At 41.5% G+C, this 24,364-nt stretch carries 21 protein-coding genes; 17 read left to right on the forward strand and 4 right to left on the reverse strand.

Annotation, left to right across the window (positions count from 1 at the left end; translation table 11 throughout):
- The first annotated feature begins 108 nt into the window (after positions 1 to 108).
- Entirely contained in the window at positions 109 to 786 is a 678-nt protein-coding gene (locus G6053_RS28120; protein WP_108634837.1) for a response regulator transcription factor, read from the forward strand.
- An 88-nt stretch (positions 787 to 874) separates the two neighbouring features.
- On the opposite strand, the gene G6053_RS28125 is transcribed toward G6053_RS28120, so the two are convergent.
- Complete coding sequence (locus G6053_RS28125) at positions 875 to 1,930, reverse strand: DUF2157 domain-containing protein (RefSeq protein WP_165309261.1); 1,056 nt, start codon at positions 1,928 to 1,930, stop codon at positions 875 to 877.
- 335 nt (positions 1,931 to 2,265) lie between these two features.
- On the opposite strand from G6053_RS28125, the gene uvrA reads away from it, so the two are divergent.
- The 5 genes from uvrA to G6053_RS28150 all read left to right on the forward strand — a co-directional run bounded on the left by uvrA (position 2,266) and on the right by G6053_RS28150 (position 9,873).
- Complete coding sequence (gene uvrA / locus G6053_RS28130) at positions 2,266 to 5,109, forward strand: excinuclease ABC subunit UvrA (protein ID WP_108634835.1); 2,844 nt, start codon at positions 2,266 to 2,268, stop codon at positions 5,107 to 5,109.
- 185 nt (positions 5,110 to 5,294) lie between these two features.
- Complete coding sequence (mutL, locus tag G6053_RS28135) at positions 5,295 to 7,175, forward strand: DNA mismatch repair endonuclease MutL (protein ID WP_108634834.1); 1,881 nt, start codon at positions 5,295 to 5,297, stop codon at positions 7,173 to 7,175.
- 13 nt (positions 7,176 to 7,188) lie between these two features.
- Positions 7,189 to 7,875, forward strand: a complete 687-nt coding sequence (locus G6053_RS28140; RefSeq protein WP_108634833.1) for a rhomboid family intramembrane serine protease — start codon at positions 7,189 to 7,191, stop codon at positions 7,873 to 7,875.
- An 11-nt stretch (positions 7,876 to 7,886) separates the two neighbouring features.
- Complete coding sequence (locus G6053_RS28145) at positions 7,887 to 8,765, forward strand: rhomboid family intramembrane serine protease (protein ID WP_108634832.1); 879 nt, start codon at positions 7,887 to 7,889, stop codon at positions 8,763 to 8,765.
- Complete coding sequence (locus tag G6053_RS28150; RefSeq protein WP_241254872.1) at positions 8,710 to 9,873, forward strand: endonuclease/exonuclease/phosphatase family protein; 1,164 nt, start codon at positions 8,710 to 8,712, stop codon at positions 9,871 to 9,873. The genes G6053_RS28145 and G6053_RS28150 overlap by 56 nt, the downstream gene beginning before the upstream one ends.
- On the opposite strand, the gene G6053_RS28155 is transcribed toward G6053_RS28150, so the two are convergent.
- The gene (locus G6053_RS28155) at positions 9,863 to 11,473 is read right to left on the reverse strand and encodes a S41 family peptidase (protein WP_108634830.1); all 1,611 of its coding nucleotides are present in this window, start codon (positions 11,471 to 11,473) and stop codon (positions 9,863 to 9,865) included. The two genes, G6053_RS28150 and G6053_RS28155, sit on opposite strands and share 11 nt — an antisense overlap.
- A gap of 255 nt (positions 11,474 to 11,728) precedes the next feature.
- On the opposite strand from G6053_RS28155, the gene G6053_RS28160 reads away from it, so the two are divergent.
- The 5 genes from G6053_RS28160 to G6053_RS28180 all read left to right on the forward strand — a co-directional run bounded on the left by G6053_RS28160 (position 11,729) and on the right by G6053_RS28180 (position 16,763).
- On the forward strand, positions 11,729 to 12,298 hold the full coding sequence (locus G6053_RS28160) for a hypothetical protein (RefSeq protein ID WP_108634829.1): 570 nt from the start codon (positions 11,729 to 11,731) through the stop codon (positions 12,296 to 12,298).
- Between the two features lie 191 nt (positions 12,299 to 12,489).
- Positions 12,490 to 13,887, forward strand: a complete 1,398-nt coding sequence (fumC, locus tag G6053_RS28165) for a class II fumarate hydratase (RefSeq protein ID WP_108634828.1) — start codon at positions 12,490 to 12,492, stop codon at positions 13,885 to 13,887.
- A gap of 3 nt (positions 13,888 to 13,890) precedes the next feature.
- Positions 13,891 to 14,421 carry a fumarate hydratase gene (locus tag G6053_RS28170; RefSeq protein ID WP_241254873.1) on the forward strand — a complete coding sequence of 177 codons (531 nt, stop codon included), beginning with the start codon at positions 13,891 to 13,893 and terminating at the stop codon, positions 14,419 to 14,421.
- Positions 14,422 to 14,591: 170 nt separating this feature from the next.
- Entirely contained in the window at positions 14,592 to 15,743 is a 1,152-nt protein-coding gene (locus tag G6053_RS28175) for an MFS transporter (RefSeq protein WP_108634827.1), read from the forward strand.
- Between the two features lie 18 nt (positions 15,744 to 15,761).
- The gene (locus tag G6053_RS28180; RefSeq protein WP_108634826.1) at positions 15,762 to 16,763 is read left to right on the forward strand and encodes an acyltransferase family protein; all 1,002 of its coding nucleotides are present in this window, start codon (positions 15,762 to 15,764) and stop codon (positions 16,761 to 16,763) included.
- Positions 16,764 to 16,781: 18 nt separating this feature from the next.
- Here G6053_RS28180 and G6053_RS28185 read toward each other — a convergent pair whose 3' ends face one another.
- Together G6053_RS28185 and G6053_RS28190 are read right to left on the reverse strand one after the other, a co-directional pair.
- A complete protein-coding gene (locus G6053_RS28185) occupies positions 16,782 to 17,246 on the reverse strand; it encodes a copper resistance protein NlpE (RefSeq protein ID WP_108634825.1) in 465 nt (154 codons plus the stop codon).
- A 325-nt stretch (positions 17,247 to 17,571) separates the two neighbouring features.
- A complete protein-coding gene (locus tag G6053_RS28190) occupies positions 17,572 to 17,946 on the reverse strand; it encodes a DUF3127 domain-containing protein (protein WP_077437102.1) in 375 nt (124 codons plus the stop codon).
- Between the two features lie 77 nt (positions 17,947 to 18,023).
- Here G6053_RS28190 and G6053_RS28195 point away from each other — a divergent pair, with 77 nt between their 5' ends.
- From G6053_RS28195 to pepT, 6 genes are all read left to right on the forward strand, one after another.
- A complete protein-coding gene (locus tag G6053_RS28195) occupies positions 18,024 to 19,202 on the forward strand; it encodes an RNA methyltransferase (protein ID WP_108635112.1) in 1,179 nt (392 codons plus the stop codon).
- Positions 19,195 to 19,842: an HD domain-containing protein gene (locus tag G6053_RS28200; RefSeq protein ID WP_108634824.1), complete on the forward strand. Its 648-nt coding sequence runs from the start codon at positions 19,195 to 19,197 to the stop codon at positions 19,840 to 19,842. The genes G6053_RS28195 and G6053_RS28200 overlap by 8 nt, the downstream gene beginning before the upstream one ends.
- Positions 19,843 to 19,951: 109 nt before the next feature.
- Positions 19,952 to 20,719 carry a glycerophosphodiester phosphodiesterase family protein gene (locus tag G6053_RS28205; RefSeq protein ID WP_241254874.1) on the forward strand — a complete coding sequence of 256 codons (768 nt, stop codon included), beginning with the start codon at positions 19,952 to 19,954 and terminating at the stop codon, positions 20,717 to 20,719.
- Between the two features lie 312 nt (positions 20,720 to 21,031).
- Positions 21,032 to 21,868 carry an endonuclease/exonuclease/phosphatase family protein gene (locus tag G6053_RS28210; protein ID WP_108634823.1) on the forward strand — a complete coding sequence of 279 codons (837 nt, stop codon included), beginning with the start codon at positions 21,032 to 21,034 and terminating at the stop codon, positions 21,866 to 21,868.
- A 243-nt stretch (positions 21,869 to 22,111) separates the two neighbouring features.
- On the forward strand, positions 22,112 to 22,939 hold the full coding sequence (locus G6053_RS28215) for a DUF4197 domain-containing protein (RefSeq protein ID WP_108634822.1): 828 nt from the start codon (positions 22,112 to 22,114) through the stop codon (positions 22,937 to 22,939).
- Between the two features lie 161 nt (positions 22,940 to 23,100).
- On the forward strand, positions 23,101 to 24,363 hold the full coding sequence (gene pepT / locus G6053_RS28220) for a peptidase T (RefSeq protein WP_108634821.1): 1,263 nt from the start codon (positions 23,101 to 23,103) through the stop codon (positions 24,361 to 24,363).
- The last annotated feature ends 1 nt before the right edge of the window (position 24,364 follow it).

Genomic DNA, 24,364 nt, shown 5'->3' on the forward strand with positions numbered 1-24,364 from the left:
GGTTACCACACGAAGTGCCGCGAAGCAGCACTTGAATAAAAATCGTATTATTAACTTTATAATGGATCAGGAAATAAGGGCCAGATATCCGTTAGATGAAACAAAGAAATGAAGAATAAACTATTGTTGGTAGAAGATGATCCGGATTTTGGATTTATGCTGAGACAATATCTGGAGCTTTCGGACTTTCAGGTGGAATGGATTTCACAGCCAAATGAGCTCACGGCAGACTTTCAGCAGCTTGTGGGATATGATTTAATTATTCTGGATGTGATGCTGCCCCAAGTGAGCGGCTTTGCGCTGGCAAAAGAAATCAATACACTTTTCCCGTCACTTCCTTTTATCTTTTTAACGGCCAAAGAGCAGAAGATCGATAAGTTGACTGGTTTAAAAATCGGTGCTGACGATTATATTACCAAGCCTTGTGATCCCGAAGAATTGTTACTTCGTATACAAAATATACTAAAGCGCAATCAAAAAAATGTGTCCCCGAGTTCCATTCCAATTGGTTCGTACCTATTTTTCCCCGACCAACTGTTGCTGAGTCATGCTTTGGAACAATATAGGCTCACCGAGCGGGAAGCACAATTACTTTTGTTCCTTTGCCAACACAACGGTCAGCTCGTGACACGCGAAGATATCCTTGAAAAGGTATGGGGAAGCGCTGATTTTTTTACCGGCAGAAGCATGGACGTTTTTATCACCCGCATACGAAAACACCTGAGTCATGACCCGAATCTGAGCATCAGTTCAAATCGAGGCGTAGGATTTACCGTTCATTTTTGATATGCAGGTTGCCTCAAAGCCGATCATCCCCTGTTCTGCACATGCGGCTTAGGTCTTCGATGTTTTACCCCAAGGCATTCCATCGGATTTATCCTCCTAATTCTTCTTTTCGTCTGTTCCATAGTTTCTCTGCCCAACGGCCGACAAACCAGAAAGAAACTGCGAGGATCAAGAAAAACACGGCTCTATTGATATTATCCCACAGATATTCCACATAGCGGGTATAAATATTCAATACCAAAAACACAAAACCAACCTCGCGGGTAACATTATCCTTCGCTTTTAACCCATAAATTACAAGAAACGCCGAGACCGCAGTGGATAAAATCCCCCAATAAAACATGTGATACTGGCGTACGGTGGTCCATTCATAAAAGTCCGAATAGTTGCCAAAGATAGATAGTGTCCACAAAGAAACCATAAGATAAATCAACCCAATGATATAACTGACCGGTTGAAATATCTGTAAACGTTCAAATCGTGGCTGTAGCCAAACAGCTGCCGCCGTGATTATAGCACCGAAAATCGTAAAACGTAGGGGATAATTCATTCCCCAGAATTTAAAGCCCCAGTTGCTATGGTAAGCTGTCTCGGTGGCAAACCAAACACCGAGTGCCAATAGCATAAAGGTCCAGATCAGCTTGCTATCGAGCTTTACGGCGAGAATTCCGTAGATTGCGACGGACAATAGAAACAAGAGCGAATAATGCATGGTATCCTTATCCAATACCTTCCCCATAAAACCAATGCAGGCTGCCGTTCCGAATACGCCGATCAGCATCATGGTCTCCGTGGACAGGTTCTTATAGGGATAACGTTTTTTGTAGCGAAAGCCGAGCGTGTAAAACAGGACAGCGACCGCCGCAAAAAAGAAGCAGAATAAAATATTGGGTGCTTCATAAAGGGTATCGACGAAAGCAAGGAAAGAAGCATCTGTAAACAACGAAAAAACAGCAAATACCAGGGAGGCCAGCGCAATCCAAAAGGCGTAACGGGCCAACTGTCCCCAATCGAAACTTTTGACGTCGAGGCTGTCCATCAGTTCATTGGCCTTTTGTTCATCCAATAAATTTTCCTTCTTCCAAAATTGGACAATATCTTCGATGGATTGCTTTTCCTGTTTGCTGACGTCGTATTTTCGCATTGTTATTGTATTGATATTGTAGAACAAAGAATAAGTAACAAAGATTTTAATCCGGCAAATTTTCGACTTACCGAAGTATCTTCCTGTTTTATTTTTATTTTTTAGGTCCTGTACAAAATTAGGGCTTACAAGTTGCCATAGCCACCTTAGCCGACCCCAAGATAACAATTACCTTCGTAACTTTCTTAAATCCTCGGGTTGTCGCAGGATATCCAAATCACATGTATATCACATTTTATTCCAAAAGTCAGATATGCTCGCATAATTCCTTTAAAAATCTGTAATTTTGCATGTTTTGCATTTTATCCCTTTCACACGGGTTTTAAGGAGTTTTCATGGCAATAAAAAGAAGCCCGGATTTGGGCGAACAGAGTGAAGTTCAGGTATTTGGAGCGCGTGCGCACAATCTAAAAAATATAGATGTTTCTTTTCCGAGAAATGAATTGGTCGTTATCACTGGCTTAAGCGGTAGTGGTAAATCTTCCTTGGCTTTTGACACCATCTATGCAGAGGGCCAACGTCGGTACATGGAAACTTTTAGTGCCTATAGCCGGCAATTTTTGGGCGGCATGGAACGTCCGGATGTCGACAAGATATCAGGTTTGAGTCCGGTGATTTCCATTGAACAAAAAACAACGAGCAAAAATCCAAGGTCAACTGTCGGAACAATTACAGAAGTATACGATTTTATGCGCCTTTTGTTTGCCCGTGCCGGGGAAGCATTCTCCTATGTCACTGGTAAAAAGATGGAGCGTATGTCTGACGATCAGGTGATCGAACGTATTCTGGATGAGTTTGAAGGCCAAGCCCTCAATATCCTCGCTCCTGTCGTGAAGGGACGTAAAGGTCATTACCGTGAGCTTTTTGAGCAAATTCGCAAACAGGGGTATGTCAAAGTGCGTGTGGATGGCGAAATATTGGATTTGATTCCCAAAATGCAAGTGGACCGCTATAAGATTCACGATATTGAAATTGTCGTTGACCGTTTGAAAATAGAACGTGAAGATAAGAAGCGCTTGCAGACCTCGGTGATGCAAGCGATGAAAACGGCGAAAGGCATTATCAAAGTGTCTACCAAAGACAATCAGGAGCAATTTTATAGCCGTTACCTGATGGATGCCGAATCCGGCATCTCCTACGATGAACCGCAGCCAAATACATTCTCATTTAATTCACCCTATGGTGCCTGTCCGACATGTGATGGATTAGGCTATATTTTCGAGATTGATAAAAATGCGGTCATTCCCGACAAGAAACTCAGCATTCAGAAAGGAGGCCTGGCGCCGTTGGGCCCCACCCGGGAGAACTGGACGTTTGAAGTGCTTAAAGCCGTAGCCAAAAAATTGGATTTTGCCGTCACAACTCCGTTGGAGAAACTTAATGATGAGCAGATCGACCAGCTTTTGTTTGGCAATAAAGAAGAACCTATTGTTGTCACCGTGTCCTATGGGAGCTACGGATCCCGTGAGTATCGTGTTGAATTTGAGGGGATCTTCAAAATGCTGGAGGAATTTTCCGGTAAATCTTCGGATGAAGCGCCTTCGCTGGATGATTTCAGAACCAAAGTTACCTGCCCAACTTGTGAAGGAGCGCGGTTAAAGAAAGAATCATTGCATTTTAAGATCGCGGACAAGAATATCCATGAACTATCGACATTAGATATCTCGGCATTAAAAGAATGGTTCGATCAGGTGGAAAGCAAGCTGGATGAACGCCAGCTGGTCATTGCGACGGAAATACTCAAAGAAATAAGGGCTCGTCTGGGCTTTCTATTGGATGTAGGGTTAAACTATCTGACACTGGATCGTACGGCAAAAACATTATCCGGCGGCGAAGCACAACGGATCCGTTTAGCGACCCAGATCGGCTCACAGCTGGTCAATGTGCTTTATATTTTGGATGAACCGAGTATCGGACTACACCAGCGGGACAATGAACGTCTTATCAACGCACTTAAAAACTTGCGTGATATTGGCAATTCGGTCTTAGTGGTTGAGCATGATAAGGACATGATCCTTCATGCAGACTATGTGATTGACATGGGGCCGGCGGCGGGTGTCCATGGCGGCACTGTTGTTGCGGAAGGTCAGCCCAAGGAGATCTTAAAATCAGACTCCCTGACCGCAGCTTATCTCAATGGGAAAAAAGAAGTTAAAATTCCCGAAACACGTCGTGAAGGCAATCACAAAACACTGTCGATTCATGGCGCTACAGGGCATAATCTCAAGAACCTGACCGTAACATTTCCACTCGGCAAATTGATCGTTGTATCGGGGGTTTCGGGATCCGGTAAGTCCAGCTTAATCACCGGTACGCTCTACCCGATCCTGAATAAACATTTCTTCCGGGCTAAAGCAACCCCACTTCCATTCAAAAAGATTGAAGGCCTGGAGCATATTGATAAAGTTATTGAAATTGATCAGAGCCCGATAGGTCGTACACCACGTTCCAACCCTTCGACGTATACTGGTGTATTCTCCGATATACGCACCTTGTTCGTTCAACTTCCCGAAGCAAAAATCAGGGGCTATAAACCGGGTCGTTTTTCGTTCAATGTCAAAGGTGGCCGTTGTGAAACCTGTCAGGGTGCTGGCTTGAAAGTCATTGAAATGAACTTCCTGCCCGATGTACAGGTTCCTTGTGAAACATGCCACGGAAAGCGTTATAACCGAGAAACTTTGGAGGTAAGATACAAGGGTAAATCTATTTCAGATGTACTCGACATGAGCATCAATGATGCGGTCGATTTCTTTGAAAACGTACCGAGTATTTACAGAAAAATCAAAACCTTACAAGATGTCGGTTTAGGTTATATTACCTTAGGCCAGTCTTCTACAACCTTGTCCGGCGGAGAGGCTCAACGGGTGAAGCTTGCCACGGAACTTTCCAAGAAAGATACGGGAAATACATTTTACATTCTTGACGAGCCTACCACAGGACTTCATTTTGAGGACGTTAACGTGCTTATGGGCGTAATCAACCGATTGGTAGACCGGGGAAATACCGTGTTGATTATCGAGCACAACCTGGATGTTGTGAAATCGGCTGACTGGGTGATTGATATCGGTCCTGAAGGCGGAAAAGAGGGTGGTCAGGTATTATTTGAGGGAACCCCAGAAAATTTAATTAAAAACAAGAAAAGCGAAACCGCACGTTTCTTAAAATTAGAAATGCAATAGATACTAATTTTTGAGAATGTGTATTTTTTGATCTCATGCATTCATGCGGTCCGGGTCTATGTTGTGCTTCGGAATGGTATCCTAACAGGATTTTAAAGAACGGCTGGTTGAGCCTGTTCCTCATTGCATTTGGTACACGAGCTAAGCAGCAGATTTCATAAAGGTTTTTCGTAACTTTGTATTATATGTCGGATATTATTCAATTACTTCCAGATAATGTTGCCAATCAGATTGCGGCGGGAGAAGTGGTGCAGCGACCAGCGTCTGCCATAAAAGAATTGATTGAGAATGCCATTGATGCTGGAGCTGACAAAATAAAACTTATTGTTAAAGATGCAGGCAAGTCGTTGATCCAAGTCATTGACAATGGTTGTGGAATGAGCGTAACGGATGCCCGTCTTTGCTTTGAACGTCATGCAACCTCAAAGATCCGCAAAGCGGAAGATTTATTTGCTATCCGTACCATGGGCTTCCGTGGAGAAGCAATGGCTTCCATCGCCGCGATCGCACAAGTCGAACTAAAAACACGTCGTATCGAAGATGAACTTGGTACTGTCGTCGAAATAGAAGGATCAAAAGTTATCAACCAATATCCAGAAGCTGTCGCTGCTGGAACAAATATTTTAGTTAAAAATCTCTTTTACAACATTCCTGCCCGCAGGAACTTCTTAAAGAGTAACTCCGTTGAAATGCGTCATATCATTGACGAATTTCAACGTATAGCTTTGTCCAATCCGCAGATTTTCCTTTCCCTGCATAGTGATGGGAATGAAATCTATCACTTACCTGCCGAAACACTGAAACAACGGATTGTCCATATCTTCGGAAACAATTACAACCAACGCCTTGTCCCTGTAGAAGAGGACACTTCCATTATTAAGGTAGAAGGCTTTGTCGGTAAACCTGAATTTGCGAAGAAAACACGTGGTGAACAGTTTTTCTTTGTCAATAAACGCTTTGTTCGCGATCCTTACCTGCACCATGCAGTGATGAATGCGTACGAGGATATCATGCAAGCGGAGACCTTCCCGTTTTATGTACTGTTTATTGATATAGATCCCGCCCGTATTGATATCAATGTACATCCAACAAAGACTGAAATCAAATACGAGGATGATAAAGCGATCTATGCGATCATCCGCTCAGCAGTGAAAAGATCATTGGGGCGCTATAATATCATGCCTTCTTTGGATTTCGAACAAGAGACCAGCTTCACTAATCTGATCACAAAGAAATCATTGGATGAGATTATTATTCCGACAGTCACCTTCAATCCGGACTTCAACCCTTTTGATACGGACAAATCCAAATCATCCTATTCCAGATCGGATAGCTATGCCGAAGGCTTTGCCAAAAAAACCGGGGGAATACCAAGCAATTGGGATTCATTATACGAAATCGTGGAAAAGGAAGAGTCTGTACAGCTCCCCCTGCATACGGATGCAGACCAGGAGACGGATCGCCCACAGGCTATCCAGATGGAAGATAAAACTTCCTCCAAATTGTTTTTTCAGCTGCACAACAAGTATATTGTTTCACAGATTCATTCTGGATTTATCCTTATTGATCAACAGGCTGCGCACGAACGCATTTTATTTGAGCAGTTTCTGGCACAACTCGATCAGCATAAGGGCCTAAGTCAGCAAAGTCTATTCCCGCAGACGATAGACCTCAATCCTTCGGATAATGAATTGATGAAAGATTTATTGGACGACATCAATGGTTTGGGATTTCAGATTCGTGAATTTGGAAAAAATTCCTATATTATTGACGGAATTCCAGCAGACTTGGGAACAGGTTTTGATGAGATAAAAATGATTGAAAAGATATTGGAAGATTATAAGAATAATCAATCCGAGTACAAGCTGTCAAAAAGGGAGAATCTGGCGAAAAGTCTTGCCCGTAATGCAGCGATCAAACCGGGCACACAGCTTGATAACACGGCCATGGCCGAGCTGGTTGATAAGCTCTTTGCCTGCCAATCACCGAATATCTCCATCTATGGCAACCCCGTGATCGTAACATTTACCTTACAGGAATTGGCAGAAAAATTTGGTAAAAACTAGAAGATAAAACTATATGTTTCAACAATTGACACCCGTTATCAAGAATTTACTGATCGTCAATATTATATTTTATATTGGATCGCAACTTGTACCTATAGCATATGATTATCTTGCCGTATATTATCCGGATTCGCCTTATTTCAAAATATGGCAGGTGATCACACATATGTTTATGCATGACAAAAACAACATTACACATATTTTCTTCAATATGTTCTCCCTTGTCATGTTTGGTCCTATGATTGAACAAGTGCTCGGTCCGAAACGCTTCTTAAATTTCTATATGATCTCGGGAATTGGCGCCTGGTTTCTCTATACAGCGGTGAATGGTATACAACTGTATCATGCTACGGGTTCTTTCGCTCCATTGCACGGCATGAGCGGAAATGAAATCATTTCCCTGGCAAATACAGGCAGTAACGAAGCATTATCATATGTCATACCTATGCTAGGAGCCTCTGGAGCGATCTATGGCGTCCTATTGGCTTTTGCTTACCTTTTTCCAAACATACCGCTTCAATTTTTGTTTATTCCTGTACCAGTTAAAGCAAAATATATGATCGGTGGCTTTATCTTGATCGAAATCTATATGAGCTTGTCCAGACCGGGAGATTCAGTAGCCCATCTGGCTCACGTCGGCGGGGCATTGTTCGGTTATTTGCTGCTCAAATTTTGGAAGGTTAGAAAGGGAATCTATTAATAGCGTGTGTCATGAATAACATTGGTTTAAAAGATTTTTGGAGACAAACGTATAAGACTGGTTCGCCGATTCCGGTTGTGATCAGCATACAGGTTTGTTTATTTGTCCTCATCTATTTTCTGGACCTTCTTTTTGAGCTGAAACTTATCTCACAAAGCTTTTTACAGCCGATTGTACAACAGTTGAGTTTACCCAGCAATTTTTCGAGCTTCTTAGCACAACCCTGGTCCCTCATCTCATCCAATTTTGTCTACGTTCAGCTTTTAACCTTGATTTTTGACAGCCTTTGGTTATATTGGGTTGGTCAGATATTCTTTACCTTTTTAAACAACAGACAATTTTTCTTTGTTTACATCGCATCTTGGCTCCTTAGCAGCTCCCTATATGTTGGCTTTGGCACGCTGATACCGCCACCCACAAGCTTGCATTTAATGGGCGGAGCCCATCCGTTGGCGGCTGTCCTTGCGGCAATTGTCACCTTGGTGCCAAACTACGAATTACGGCTGTTGCTTTTTGGTACGGTTAAATTAAAAATAGTAGCCATTGTCTATTTTGCACTGGAATTTTTATTTTTTACCCTTGGCAATAGACCTGCAGCGATCTCATATTTTGCGGTTGTACTATTTGGTATGGCTTTTACCTATGCCCTCAGATCAGGAATGGACTGGTCTACACTTTTTCAGAAAAAACAAAAAAGACCTGCAAAAATGAAAGTTGTTGTAGGCAATAATATACCGACAAATCGGAAACACCGTTATGACTTACCCAATCAGGATGAAATTGATGCCATCTTGGATAAGATTTCAGTATCTGGTTACGAAAGTCTGACACACCATGAAAAAGAAACGCTCTTTCGAGCAAGCAATAGTGGCGACAAGGTTGATGGATAGAAGGACTTTTTTAAGAAGAAAACTGGGATTTATAAGCAAAACAATGTTTCTGGCGAATATGCTTGCGATCATTGCTTTGCTCATGAGTTATTCAGCGACTTTCATCAATCCGAAATCTTTTTGGCCCATCGCATTTCTGGGGTTAGGTTATCTCCCCATTCTGCTCGTTAATATTGGTTTTATCTGTTACTGGCTGCTTCGCAAACGAAAAATTGCGCTTTATTCGCTGTTCGCAATTTTAATCGGCTGGCCATTTCTAACCAAACATTGGAACATCCGCAAAGAAAATCTGCCAGTGCCTCCCGAGACAAGGACGCTCCGCATCATGACCTTCAATGCGCATCTGTTCAAAAAGGTCAATGATGAAAAAAAAAGCTTTAAGGCTGACGTCGTGCGTATCATTGATAGCATCTCACCGGATGTCATCTGCTTTCAGGAATACATCAGTAAAATCAAAGGAAAACATGTATTTTCGGAGGAATTCAAGGACAAACTGGGTTACGACTATTTCTTCTTTGAGCCTAGTTCCAAAAATGACTATGAAGCCTACGGCATGGCTGTTTTGTCCCGATTTCCCATCTATGATTCCGGGACGATCCGTGACAATGATTACGGTATCAATCGAATCTGTTATGTGGACATCAAAAAACAGGATACGCTAATCCGCATCTACAATATCCATCTACGTTCTTTTGCTCTTCAGAATGAGGACAAGGAGTTTATCCAAAACCTGTCCAACAAGAATGAGAACGACAATACAGCAACCCGTCGACTGAGCAGAAAATTAAAAAATGCCTTTGAGCTCCGCAGTGAACAGGCACATTCCTTAAAAAAACACATGAATGACTGTCAATATCCTTACATCGCTGTTGGTGATTTTAACGATACACCGATGAGTTATTCTGTAAATTTGATTGGAGGCGGCATGTATAACGCCTTTAAAGAAAAAGGAAATGGATGGGGCGTAACACATCATTCGCTTTTGCCGATTTTTCAGATTGACTATATCTTTGCCAGCCCTAAATTTGAGGTCATGAATTATCAGGTCGTCAAACAAAAGCTATCTGATCATTATCCGGTATGGTCGGATCTACGGCTTAAGCCTTAGGCAGCTGATAGCCTAGCGATTTAAGACCTATTTCTATAAATTTATCCCTTCTATTTTTTATTTTGTAATAGGCTTCCCTACCAAAATAATATCGTCCGACCAAAGCTTCTATATCCGACTGGATCAGATCATGTAGACTTTTTGCTTCACTTGCGTTAACTGAAATCCTTTTTTGCGCATTCAGAAAGGCGATAAATAAATTAAATTCTGTAGCCGGCAAATGGTAACCACTGATAAAGTTTTCGATAGAATATGCCGGCAGATGTTTTGTAAAACGATCGTACACAAATTCCTCAATTGCATTGGAATGAAAGATTTCGCGATACTTAGCACTTGTTTCATTGGTGTCAATCGGGATATTCACATCAGGTAAAATCCCCCCACCGCCAAAAACCAATTTTCCTTTGCTGGTTGTAAACATCTCCTTCTGACGAAATTCCGTATCCAATGTCCAGAGATCAAATCCGGTCATGTATTTTGCGGCATCAAAATTAGCGCGGCTATATTTACGTTGAATACACCTGCCAAGCGGCGTATAATAACGCGCCACAGTCAGATTAACCGCCGACCCATCGGAGAAATCAAACTGTTCTTGTACAAGGCCTTTTCCATAGGATCGTCTTCCGACGACAGTGGCCCGATCCAAATCCTGTAAGGCACCACTCAGAATCTCACTCGCTGATGCTGTGCTTTCGTTGATCAATATGACAACACGTCCGTCACCAAACTCACCCGGTTTCTCTGAGTAATAGTCCTGACGTTGTTCATTGGCCCCTTCGGTATACATCAATAGCCTCTTTTCTTTGAAAAACTGTCCAGCTAAATCTATGGCCGTATGCACAAATCCGCCACCGTTATTCCTTAGGTCCAAGATTAGGTCCTGAGCACCGCTTTTACGCATATCAATCAGCGATTGCTTGAATTCATCTGCGGTCTTATGTCCAAAGCGACGGATCTTGATATAGGCAGTCTTAGGCGCGATCATATAAGACGCATCCAAGCTGGTAACGTTTACCTGATCACGAATGACTTTCAGCGGATTAACGAGCGTCTGTCCATCCCGTTGAATCGAAATAAATACGGCAGTCCCCTTCTTTCCACGGATCAATTTTTCGATTTCCGCTTCCGGCACCTTTTTTCCGGCAACATCTTTATTCCCAATTTTTAGAATACGATCACCAATCCGCATCCCACTTTTTTCAGCAGGCCCAGCAGAGACCATCCCCACCACAAGTAGCGTATCCTTCAAACGAAAATACTCTACACCTATCCCATCGAAGGAACCTTCAAGGGTTTCCTGTTTGGCAAGGACTTGATTGGGGCGTAAAAAGGAGGAAAAAGGATCAAGGCGGGAAACGACATGTTCAATCGCTTCATCTTGTACCGTGTCTACACTAATATTGTCTACGTAGTTCTCTGAGATTAGCTGGATCAGGTATTGTAATTTGTCTGAATTGCCATTGGAACTTAAACTGGAAAAAGTTCTTTTCTGGTTACTTCCCTGTTCTTCGGCATAATTTTGTCCCAACAGCAAGCCGAGAAGCAATACTGCAGCATATGTAGCAGCTACAAAAATATTTCGCTTAATACTCTTTTGCATAGGAAAAATCCAGTGTTTATAAACAGATAAACTGTGTTTGTGTGTTCATGAAATTACCCCCAAAAGTAACAAGTTTATTCGGTTTTACCCGTATACAGCCACATAATTTTACATTAAAAACAAAAAATTGTCGTTGGCTGTTCATCATTAAAAATTAGTGCTGTCTGCATTGTCAGAAAACACGAAATAGCATGCTTGAAACTTGCAAATAAGCTTAAATTTATCTTAGTTTGGACTTGGAAAGGAATTTAAAATATGCACGAAATCGAACCTTATTATAATTGGCGTGACTATTACATCGCCGCAGAAGACGAACAATCACCATTCTATGGTACTGTCTACAGTGAATTCGATTTCGACAAACAGATTTACAACTTTTTGCTACATCCCCAATGGGATGAATTCGGGTCGCTCACACTCTATCTGAAGGTATTATTTGTCGATTATGAAAAATACTATTGCATTATCGAATTGATCGGCGAGTGGAATGATGCCATATACAATGACATTATGTTACTGAAAAGGGAACTTATCGATGTTATGATCAGTCAGGGGATAAAATATTTTATTCTTGTCGGTGAGAATGTGCTGAATTTCCATTCTTCAGATGACTCGTATTATGAGGAGTGGTTCCAGGATATTGACGATGGCTGGATTGCGGGTGTGGGCTTCCGTGATCATGTCGTCCAAGAGTTTCAACAGCAGAATATCGACTATTACATCAATTTTGGAGGAGTACTCAATGAACTATCCTGGCGTACATTAAAACCAAAGCAAGTATTTCATCATGTGAATGAATCCCTGACAAAACGCCTTGGTTTTTGAGTATTTAGTATTTGGTAATGCGTATTTAGATTTTGGTTTTACAAGTCGATGGCTTACTAATTGTTTCTATTTTTGATTTTTACCTTTTAATTTTTACTTTTTACTGTATTATCCGTTAACTTTGTGATCGATGTGTTGTGTGCCATGCACGCATACCGATTAATTTTTACGTTTTACTTATACAAAACAATATGTCATTCAGAATTGAAAAAGATACGATGGGTGAAGTTCAGGTACCTGCAGATAAATACTGGGGTGCACAAACGGAACGTTCACGCAACAACTTCAAAATCGGACCGGCAGCTTCTATGCCACATGAGATCGTTGCAGGCTTTGCTTACCTGAAAAAAGCAGCGGCCTATGCAAACCACGAATTGGGTGTTTTACCTGTTGAAAAACGTGACGCCATTGCAGCTGTATGTGATGAGATCCTTGCAGGTAAACTAGACGACCAATTCCCATTGGTGATCTGGCAAACTGGTTCGGGCACACAATCCAACATGAATGTAAACGAAGTTGTGGCAAACCGTGCTCAAGTATTAGCTGGATATAAGATTGGTGAAGGAGAACCTGTATTGAAAGCAAATGATGACGTCAATAAATCACAGTCATCAAATGATACTTTTCCTACCGGAATGCATATTGCGGCTTATAAAGCTGTTGCCGAAGTAACTATACCGGGTGTGGAAAAACTGCGTGATACATTGGCCAAAAAAGCTGAAGAGTTCAAAAATGTGGTTAAAATTGGTCGTACACACTTAATGGATGCGACGCCATTGACATTGGGTCAGGAGATTTCTGGTTATGTAGCGCAATTAAACCATGGTTTAAAAGCTTTAAGAAATACACTTTCCCACTTATCCGAATTGGCATTAGGTGGTACTGCGGTAGGTACTGGCTTAAACACACCAAATGGTTATGATGTGGTTGTTGCGAAATACATCGCTGAATTTACAGGTCTTCCATTTGTCACTGCTGAAAACAAATTTGAAGCTTTGGCCGCACATGACGCTATTGTCGAAACACATGGTGCATTGAAACAATTGGCCGTTTCATTGAATAAAATTGCAAATGATATCCGGATGTTGGCTTCAGGCCCACGCTCAGGTATCGGTGAGATCCTTATTCCAGAGAATGAACCGGGATCATCTATCATGCCGGGCAAGGTGAACCCTACACAATGTGAAGCCTTAACAATGGTGGCTGCACAAGTAATGGGTAACGATGTTGCCATCACCATTGGCGGTACACAGGGACATTATGAATTGAACGTGTTCAAACCATTAATGGCAGCAAACTTCTTACAGTCTGCACGTTTATTGGGTGACGCCTGCGTTTCTTTTGAAGAGCACTGTGCTGCAGGTATCGAGCCTAACTACAAACGCATCAAGGAATTGGTTGACAACTCATTGATGTTGGTAACTGCATTAAACACGAAAATTGGTTATTACAAAGCGGCTGAAATTGCACAAACAGCGCATAAAAACGGTACTACCCTTAAAGAAGAGGCAGTACGCTTGGGGTATGTGACTCCAGAAGATTTTGACGCTTGGGTGAAACCTGAAGAAATGGTTGGAAGTTTAAAATAAGCTGTGGCAATAATTTCAATAAAAAATATATCATCAAAAACATACCTATTGGCTCTTGCCATAGGTATGTTTTTCTTTTTTACTGCGTGCAAATTCAATTCGGATATGCAGGGTGAAGGGGCTTCGTTTTTACAGGGCGAGTGGATACAGGACAGTATTCCGGGGCAAGGTCAGATGCTGCAATATACATTGGCCGAGTTTAAATTTACCTGTGATTCCGTTTACGCGACAATGCACGTAAACAATAAGGTACAAACGATCCCGGATAGCTGTTATAAAAATGGTGCTTGGACGGAACACGCCAAAGGGATTTATGTCCTGCGCGGTGACTCGATTATTGTAGACGGTATTTATACCAAAGAAAATGGCAAGCAGAAGATTTCAGGTTGCTATCTTTCGGGGCAATATATCCCTCGTTTTAAAGTAGTCTATCATTCTGCTGATTCTGTGGTACTGGAAAGCCGGTTTGACCAACGTCCTATTGTGCTCAGAAAGACCAAAGATATCACCTGTATACCTAAGAAGAGATATTAGTATTGAGACATTAGGATTTAGACTTTGTTCTCTATGCAAGCCTTTGGCAGGCCTACTTCTACCTTATCTTGATCGACTCGTCTCAAGGGACTATTACATCGATAGAAAAATCAACATGTAATAACCGGTTTTTTATTTTTACTTTTGCCTATCAACTTCCAACCATCCATATGAACAAAGGAATAATTGCCTTAGCTTTTGGAGGACTTGCCATCGGAATGACGGAATTCACGATGATGGGAATCTTGCCCGATATTGCTAAGGATTTGCAGATCGAAATCCCTACTGCGGCCCACCTTATTGCCCTATATGCGCTAGGCGTGGTTGTGGGCGCCCCGACATTGGTCTTATTTACGGGTAAATATCCTCCCAAAAAGGTCTTACTCTTTTTAATGCTCCTCTTTTTTATTTTCAATGGCTTATTCAGTATAGCGCCGGGACAGTTTCTGATCAGTCTCTCGCGTTTTATGGCTGGACTCCCACATGGTGCATTTTTTGGTGTTGGGTCTGTTGTGGCCGCAAAACTCGCTCCAAAAGGAAAAGAAGCCCAGGCCATCTCAATCATGTTTACAGGTATGACAATCGCCAATCTGGCGGGGGTACCTTTGGGTACCTATCTTGGTCATCACTATTCCTGGCGCCTGACTTATGGCATTATCAGTATACTGGGCCTGATTACTTTCGCGGCAATATATGCCTGGATGCCGAAAATTGAGGCTTCTAAAGGAAATAATATCTTCAATCAGCTGAATTTTTTCAACAAAAAAATCGCCTGGTTGCTCATGGCGATTATCGCAATCGGTACCGGTGGATTATTTGCCTGGATCAGCTATATTGCTCCTTTGGCAACCAAGGTTTCCGGAGTTCCAGCTGACCGTGTGCCACTGATTATGATATTGATTGGAGTTGGTATGTTTTTTGGCAATCTGATCGGCGGGAAACTAGCCGATACCATTTCGCCAACAAAAGCTGCAATCGCAAGTTTTTCCGCTATGGCACTGTGCCTCGTGATGGTGTATTTTATCTCACCGCTGGGCTGGACAGCCTATCCACTGGCCTTTATTACAGGTTTGGTATCCTTCACTATCGGCTCGCCGACACAACTGATGTTAATTCGGGCCTCCAAAGAAGCTGCAACATTGGCTGCAGCAGGCGGACAAGCAGCATTTAATCTCGGCAATACACTCGGTGCATTTTTAGGGGGAATTCCCATTACACTAGGACTGGCTTACAATACCCCTTCGCTAGTGGGTGTAGGTATGGCAAGTATTGGCGCTCTACTGACTTTGCTTTATCTCAAGGTTTACGACAATAAAAGTTAACAGTTAAAAAAAATTCAAATGGCCCGAAGTAGTTACATCAGTGTATTGCGTATCATTGCGATCTTTTTGATTATCCTGATCCACTCTTCTTCGGGCTATTTAAACAGCAATGATTTCAATTCTTTCGATTGGAATTATGCCAATTGGATCAACAGCTTCTCCCGTTTTGCCGTCCCCCTCTTTGTCATCATCTCCGGCGCATTGCTTTTGCAGAGAGATGAAGATACAAGTACATGCTATAAAAAGCGCCTGTTTAAAATTATTCCACCATTTATCTTTTGGACCATTGTCTACCTGATCTATTATTTTATCCGGTACATCGATTTCGAATATGTGGGTTTTCCACAAGTTATTAACATTGTGTTAATTCGCTTAAAATCAGGAAGCAATGCACACCTATGGTACCTATACATGCTGATCGGGCTTTATCTGGCCATTCCTTTTCTACGAAAAATGATCCGGAATTGTTCAAAAAGAGAGATTGAGATTTTTTTATGCCTCTGGTTTGCTGCATTATTTTTCAGCAATAAATGGTTTAATGCCTACCTACCAAACTTTGACCTCATGTTCTTTTACGGCTACACGGGGTATCTTGTCCTGGGTTATTACCTTTACAACCATCAGCTCGGGCAGCTGAAATGGTTGGGCATGCTGTTCTTTATAGGCTGCTGTCTGATTACAGGTTGGGGTACCTATTGTTTAAGTATTGAAAAGGGAGAATTTGACCCCACGCTATACAATTATCTGTCGCCGAATATTGCATTAAGTGCAGGCTTTTTATTTGTATTTGTTCAATGTCTAAAACTCCCAGAAAGGTTACGTGCGTTCTGGGAATTTATCGACATCCATAGTTTTGGCATTTATTTAAGCCATATCCTACTCTTGAACTATATACATCCGCTCATTCCCTTAGCCACGCTATGGAAAATTCCGGTAGCAGCAATACTCACGCTGCTCTCAAGTGCCCTGCTGACTTATTGCCTGCGAAAGATCCCATTTGGGAAATATGTCAGCGGTTAGTTCAATTTGGTCCGGTGCTTATTTTTCACCTTCGACTTTATTATAGACATACAGGTGTGCATTGGGACCGTCGATCTCCTTCCCATCCTGATCCAGCCCGATCAATTTATTTTCACCCACCTTTAACTTCATGTTGGTTTCTTTGCCGGTCAGATGTACAACCGAACCATTGTCATGCCACATGACTTTACCTGAATCTTCAACTTTGCTGTTCTTATTGATATATTCACTTACAATCGAAAAAGTGTTGTCATTCTTTAAGGTAATGTTTGTTTTGATACCTTCACAATCAGCACAAGGAATAGTTGCTTCGTACTTGCCCGGCCAATCCAAAGAATTCTGAGAGGTATGGGTCGTATCCGCTGTCATCGTTATATGATCGGATGAATCTGGTGCTACCACGTGTTGATTTTCCTTTTTTGTCTGATTGCAGGCGCTCAAACAAAGTGCTGCGAGGCAAATAAATAATACGGATGATTTCATATTTCTGCTATTTTGAGTTAAATACACCGGATAACAAGCAATTTCGGCGCCAAGAAATGTTTATCCAAATCTAAAAAATGCATCGCCGTTAAAATAATGAAGCGGTGTCCAAAAAGTAAAAACAAAGCGGATAGGAATGGTATGGTTGCCCGGATATCCATGGTTGTCCCGAGATGGTAGCATACCCTGACAAAGTGAAATAAAAAGGACCGCCCATCGTTGGACAGCCCTATTTATATCATATACTGTACGACAATCCATGCCATAAACATGCTATATTTATAGCGTGATGTGCCTACAGGAATTATTGCATGTCTTATTTAGACTAGAACGGTAAATCATCATCATCTGATGAGCCAGACAAATCTACAGGAGCGGGCATATCCGCGTAACCCGGAGAAGATGGTGCCGGTGCAGCATTTCCTAATTTTGTTACTCGCCATGCAACCAGTGAATTGAAATATGTCGTCACGCCATCTTTATTTGTCCAAGGACGGCCACGAAGATTAAAAGATACCTCTACCTCTTCGCCAATAGCCAGGTTATCAAAAATTGAAGTTCTGTCTTGTGTTGATTCAAAACGGATATACTCAACAAATTGTGGGTTTTCAGCATAAGCTACAATCATATCACGTTTTTTGAATGATTCTGTCACTTGTTGTGTCGCTCCTATCTCGTGTACTTTTCCTCTAATTTCCATAATCAAAAAAATAAATATTAAAGCGTAAAATTAAGCAATTTTTGAGGAAGAGTTTAATTAACTTTGTACAAAATATGATGGAAGTTTTCAACACCCCCAATAAAGTTATCATTACGTGCAATAAACGCTTATCGCCGTATTTGCAACAGGAAGTTAAAGAGTTAGGTTTTGACATCGTCAGAGCATTTCCTACTGGAGTCGAATTGAAAGTCAGTGTAAATGATACGATCAAGCTCAATCTGAACTTGCGTACCGCTTCGCAGATTTTATATTCGTTAAAGGAGTTTTCGGCCAACAATCCTACGGAGCTTTACGAAGAGCTCAGCGCGATTGCCTGGGAAGAACTGATCCAATTCGATGGCTACTTCTCGGTAAGCTCCAATGTGGACAATGAAACAATCAGTACGCCTCTATTTGCAAATGTGAAAGTGAAGGATGCGATTGTAGATCGTATTAAAGATAAAAAAGGCATGCGCCCGAATTCTGGTCCGGAAAACAACAAAGCTGTCATTCACCTCTATTGGAAGGATGACCGTGCTGAAATTTTCCTTGATACCTCAGGCGAGACACTTGCCAAACATGGTTACCGCAAGATTCCGGGAAAAGCTCCCATGCTGGAGGCCCTGGCGGCATCAACAATTATTGCATCGAAATGGGATGGCGTATCCGCTTTTGTCAATCCGATGTGTGGATCCGGGACACTGGCCATTGAAGCGGCATTGATCGCTACCAATAGAAAACCGGGACTCCTGCGCATGAATTACTCGTTCATGCATTTCATCGGTTATGATGAAACTGTTTTCTTTCAGGAACGTCGCTTGTTAAAAGATCAGATCAATAAAAAAGCGGCTCCTCAAATTATTGCTTCGGATATCTCCGAAGAAGCGATCAACGTTTCCAAAATGAATGCCCGCACGGCAGGTGTAGAACAATTAATTTCATTTGAAGTATGCGATTTTGCCGAAACACACGTTCCTAAAGAAGGTGGTGTCATCTTATTCAATCCAGAATACGGTGAACGTTTAGGTACGCATACCAAGTTGGAAATTACTTATAAACGCATGGGTGATTTTATGAAACAGGAGTGCAAAGGTTATAGAGGCTATATATTTACAGGTAATCCGGATCTAGCAAAGAAAATTGGTCTCCGTGCGTCCAGACGTATAGAATTTTATAACGGTAAATTAGATTGTAGATTATTAGAATACGAATTATACGAGGGTACTCGCGAAAAAACAAAAGTATTGTATGAATAACATTATTGAACGCACAGTCGCATTTGTGCAAGATCGTTTGAAATTTGCGGAAGCAGGCCATGATTGGTCGCATATTCAACGCGTATGGAACAATACGAAGTTAATTTTAGAAGATGAAGAAGCTGATGTCATGGTCTGCGAATTAGCCGCACTCCTGCATGACATCGCTGACAGCAAATTCCATGACGGTGACGAAACAATTGGCCCTCGCGTTGCCGGAGAGTTTTTGGCAAGTCTGGAAATTTCTCCGGAAATTATCGACCATGTCAAAAAGATCATCTTTAACATGTCTTTCAAAGCAAGTTTGGGTGAGGTCTCTTTCCATTCCAAAGAAATGGAAATTGTACAGGATGCCGACCGTTTGGACGCCATTGGAGCGATCGGTATCGCACGTGCATTTAGTTTTGGCGGAAATAAAGGCCGGGAAATGTACAACCCCAACATCCCCGTACAGGAATATAAAGACAAGGAAGCTTACAAACATTCTGAAGCTCCGACAGTTAATCACTTCTACGAAAAACTACTCTTGTTGAAAGATAAGATGAATACACAGGCCGCAAAAAGAATTGCTGAACACCGCCACCGATATATGCTCGAATTCCTGGATGAGTTCATGGCAGAATGGAATGGTAAAAAATAAATTACAGTTAACAATAACTAAATATAAAAGTGGTATTTTAGATCTTGTGAATCAGGATAAAAAGTACCACTTTTTTATGCTGTAAAAATCAGCATTCAAACTAACACATATGAAAAAACACATTTTTAGCTGTCTGACGTTGGCTATGGTCATTTCATCGACAACATTATTTGCACAGACCAAAGCAATTGCACATCGTGGGGTATGGAAAAACAGTCATCTTCCTCAAAATTCCATTGCCTCTTTAAAAGCCGCACATGAACTTAAACTTTTTGGATCTGAGTTTGATGTCCACCTTACGAAAGACAACGTCCTTGTCGTCAATCATGACAATGATTTTTATGGTATCGACATCGCAACAGCAACGTATGCGGAGCTCCTCGCCAAAAAACATCCGAATGGGGAATCCATTCCAACATTGGAAGAATATATCAAAGCAGGAAAAAAGTTAAAGGGTTTACGTCTGATCCTGGAGTTAAAAACCAACAAACTCGGTGTAGAACGAACGCTTGAGGCTGCAACAAAGTCTGTTGAAATGGTAAAAAATCTGAAAGCAGAGAAAATAACAGATTATATCGCATTCAGTTTCGAGGCTTGTCAAAAGATTCATGAGCTCGCTCCAAAAGCAAATATCCAATACCTAAATGGAGATAAATCACCTGCTGATGTGAATGCTGCAGGAATCAATGGCCTAGACTACCATTTTTCGGTCTTCAAAAAGAATGCGAGCTGGTTACAGGACGCACATCAATTAGGTATGAAAGTAAATGCCTGGACCGTCAATACCGAAGAAGAAATGAGCAATCTAATTGGAAAAAAGATCGATTTTATCACAACGGATGAACCCGAATTGTTGCTTCAGGTATTGAAAAAATAAAGGTTATCCCCGAGATCATCAGCAACATTACAAACTGAAGATCGTTTTATTTCCTGCAAGTCGAATATAAACAAGTTTAGCCTATGGCTTTATTGATACGAGATCCAAGATGGGAAATATAAATGAACTTCGGGATTAAACAACGGACAAAATCGGAATACCATGCAGCCATACATCGATAAGCTCAGGTATTGCAAAATAATTATTCCAATGAAACATCACGATTGATTCGATCACACTAGGGATTGAATAACCGAGCAAAGCGAGCTCATGAATGCCGATGAGATTAACACTTATAAATAATTAATATAGATGAAAAAAATCTTTATACTCGCTGCAGCATTATGCCTATCGTATATTTCTTATGCACAGGATTTTATTGCAGCCACATACAACATCAGACAACGAAATACCGTAGATAGCGGTAATATGTGGACCGACCGCAAGGTGCCCCTGACGAATTTGATCAAGTATCATGGTTTTGATTTATTCGGTGTTCAGGAAGCCTTTCATGATCAGGTTCAGGATCTAAAAACGTTGCTTCCGGGATTCGACTATGTCGGTGTGGGGCGTGATGACGGCGCACAGGAGGGTGAACACTCTGCAATTTATTACAATACCAATCGGTTCAAAGCCATAAAAAGCGGTACGTTCTGGCTTTCAGCGACAGATACCGAACATCCGAATAAAGGTTGGGATGCAGCCTTACCTCGAATCTGTACCTGGGGGATTTTTGAAGATAAAGCCAATAAAAAGCGCTTTATTTTTATGAACACACATTTTGACCATATCGGACGTACAGCGAGAACGGAAAGTGCGAAATTGATTTTGGCCAAAGCAAAAGAATTTGCAAAGGATCTTCCTTTGATCTTAACCGGTGATTTCAATGTGGATGAAAAAGACGAAGCCTATTTTACGCTCGCCAATAGTAAAGTGGTCACCGATGTACACGAACTGTCTCCACTTAAATATGAGCCGAACTCTTCCTTTAACGGCTGGGGGAAAAGTCTTAGGGCATCTGGCCGTATTGATCATATTTTTATCACAAAGCCTTTCCAGGTAAAAAAATACGGTATTCTGACAGATACTTACATGAGTAAATTCCCTTCTGACCACTTCCCTGTTGTAACAACACTTTCATGGAAATAGGTCCTATAAAATAAAAAAAGCAATTTTATTATATAGCAGAAAAAGCGCCCCTTTTGGGGGCGTTTTATTTTTAGACCCTTTCCTTTCAACAAAGACTGCCGTGACAATGCGCAGCTTTCGCAGCATTAAGATTGTGGCGCATTTACTACGGATATGGACAATCTCATGGAAATAATAGTCGACAATTTAAACTTTTACAAAAATTAACGGTCGATATCCTTAATTTTGACAGCAAAACATATCATGATGAAATTTCCATTACTATATTGTACCCTATTTGTTTCGGGGCTTTTGTACTCCAACAACAGCGAAGCGCAGATCTTTAAAAAGATTAATGAGGCCTTGAACAAGGCAAGCCAAGGTCAAACCGATAGCACAAAAACAACGAATTCTTCAACTAGCGGGTCTTCGACTTCAAGTTCAAATAAATCGAATACTTTAGCTTCCTTATCAAGTAAGGATGCATCACTGGGTATTAAACAGGCTTTAAGCAACGGTCTCAACCTAAGTATCGAGTCTCTGGCAAAAAAAGACGGCTTTTTAGGTGATGCAGCAGTTAAGATTTTAATGCCTGCGGAGGCTCAAAAAGTAGAGAAAACACTTCGCGCTGTGGGTATGGGCAAACTATGTGATCAATTTATACAGAGCATGAACAGAGCTGCGGAAGGAGCCGTAAAAGAAGCCGCCCCCGTATTTGTGAATGCATTATCTAAAATGACCATCACCGATGCAACCAATATTCTATTGGGTAGCAAGCAGGATGCCGCAACGACATTTTTCAAAACAAATACATCAACTGAATTGACAAACAAGTTCAGTCCTGTCATTAAATCGGCAATGGGCGTGAATAATGTTGACCAATATTGGACACAGCTGACCAGTGCCTATAATAACTTGCCGCTAGGCAATAAGGTAGAAACAAACCTCACCGCTTATGTCACACAAAAGGCCATAGATGGTTTATTTATTAAGGTAGCGGATCAAGAATCAAAAATTAGAAACAATATCGGCGGAAGCAGAAATACAAATATCTTGCAGAAAGTATTTGGCTACGCCGACGAAAAAAAATAAGCTAAATCTAGAATTAGCCCCAAGAGAGATACAGGAGGTTAGCGAAATATTACCTCTAGTAAACAAGACTTGTCAGTTTATTGACAAGTCTTGTTTGTTTTTGGTCGAAGCCCATTAGAATTTGTAAATTTGGTCACCCTTATCATATTAGGGCGATAAAAATGAGCACATTTGAGATTAATAACATAAGTGACTTTTCAGTTTCGGAAAGATTTCAGCGCTACGTACAGATTGATACACAGTCAGATGTCAATTCTCCGACATGTCCGTCTACGGAAAAACAGAAAAATTTGGGTAAATTATTGGTAGAAGAACTCTTATCATTGGGCATTTCGGATGCCGCTATGGATGAAAATGGTTACATCTATGCAACTATACCTTCCAATACAGCCAAGAAAGTTCCAGTGATCTGTTTCTGTTCTCACATGGACACTTCTCCGGATTCCTCGGGCAAAGATGTCAAACCTTTGGTACACCACAATTACCAAGGCCAAGATCTGGTACTTCCTGACGATACGAGCATTGTAATCAAATATGCAGAACATCCCGACCTGGCCAATCAAATCGGAAACGATGTGATTACCGCCAGTGGAACAACATTATTGGGGGCAGACGATAAAGCGGGTATCGCTGAAATAATGGATGCTGCCCGTCTGTTGATGAAACACCCGGAGATTAAACATGGTGATATCAAGATTTTATTCACACCGGACGAAGAAATCGGCCGTGGGGTTGATAAAGCAGATTTAAAACGTCTGGCGGCAGACTTTGCCTACACCATGGACGGCGAAAAAGCCGGCACGATCGAGGATGAGACATTCTCGGCAGATGGAGCAACTTTAACGATCCATGGCGTCTCCGTGCACCCTGGTTTTGCAAAAGGAAAGATGCAAAGTGCGATTAAAATCGCAAGTGCCATCATCGATGCATTACCGAAAGACAGACTTTCTCCAGAAAGCACCAATAAAAAGGACGGTTTTGTGCACCCAGTGAATATCAGTGGATCGGTGGAGAAGGCAGAGATTCAATTTATCATCCGTGATCATGCAACAGCTAATCTGAAAAAACATGAAGATGAACTGGAAGCAATAGCAAAATCCATCGTCAGTCAATATCCAAATTGCAGCTATACCTTTGTTGTAAAAGAGCAATACCGCAATATGAAAGAGGTCCTTGATCAGTATCCAGAAATTATGGAAATTGGCATGGAAGCTATTACAAGAGCAGGTATGGTCGCAGAAAGAAGAAGTATCCGTGGTGGTACCGATGGATCACGGCTTTCGTTTATGGGCCTTCCATGTCCTAATATCTTTGCGGGTGGACATGCATTTCATGGGAAACAGGAATGGGTATCAGCACAAGATATGGAAAAAGCGGTCAAAACAATTTTGCATGTTGTATCTTTATGGGAAGAAAAAGCATAAA

It is taken from the genome of Sphingobacterium sp. DR205 (assembly GCF_011064245.1).
Taxonomy (GTDB): Bacteria; Bacteroidota; Bacteroidia; order Sphingobacteriales; family Sphingobacteriaceae; genus Sphingobacterium; species Sphingobacterium athyrii.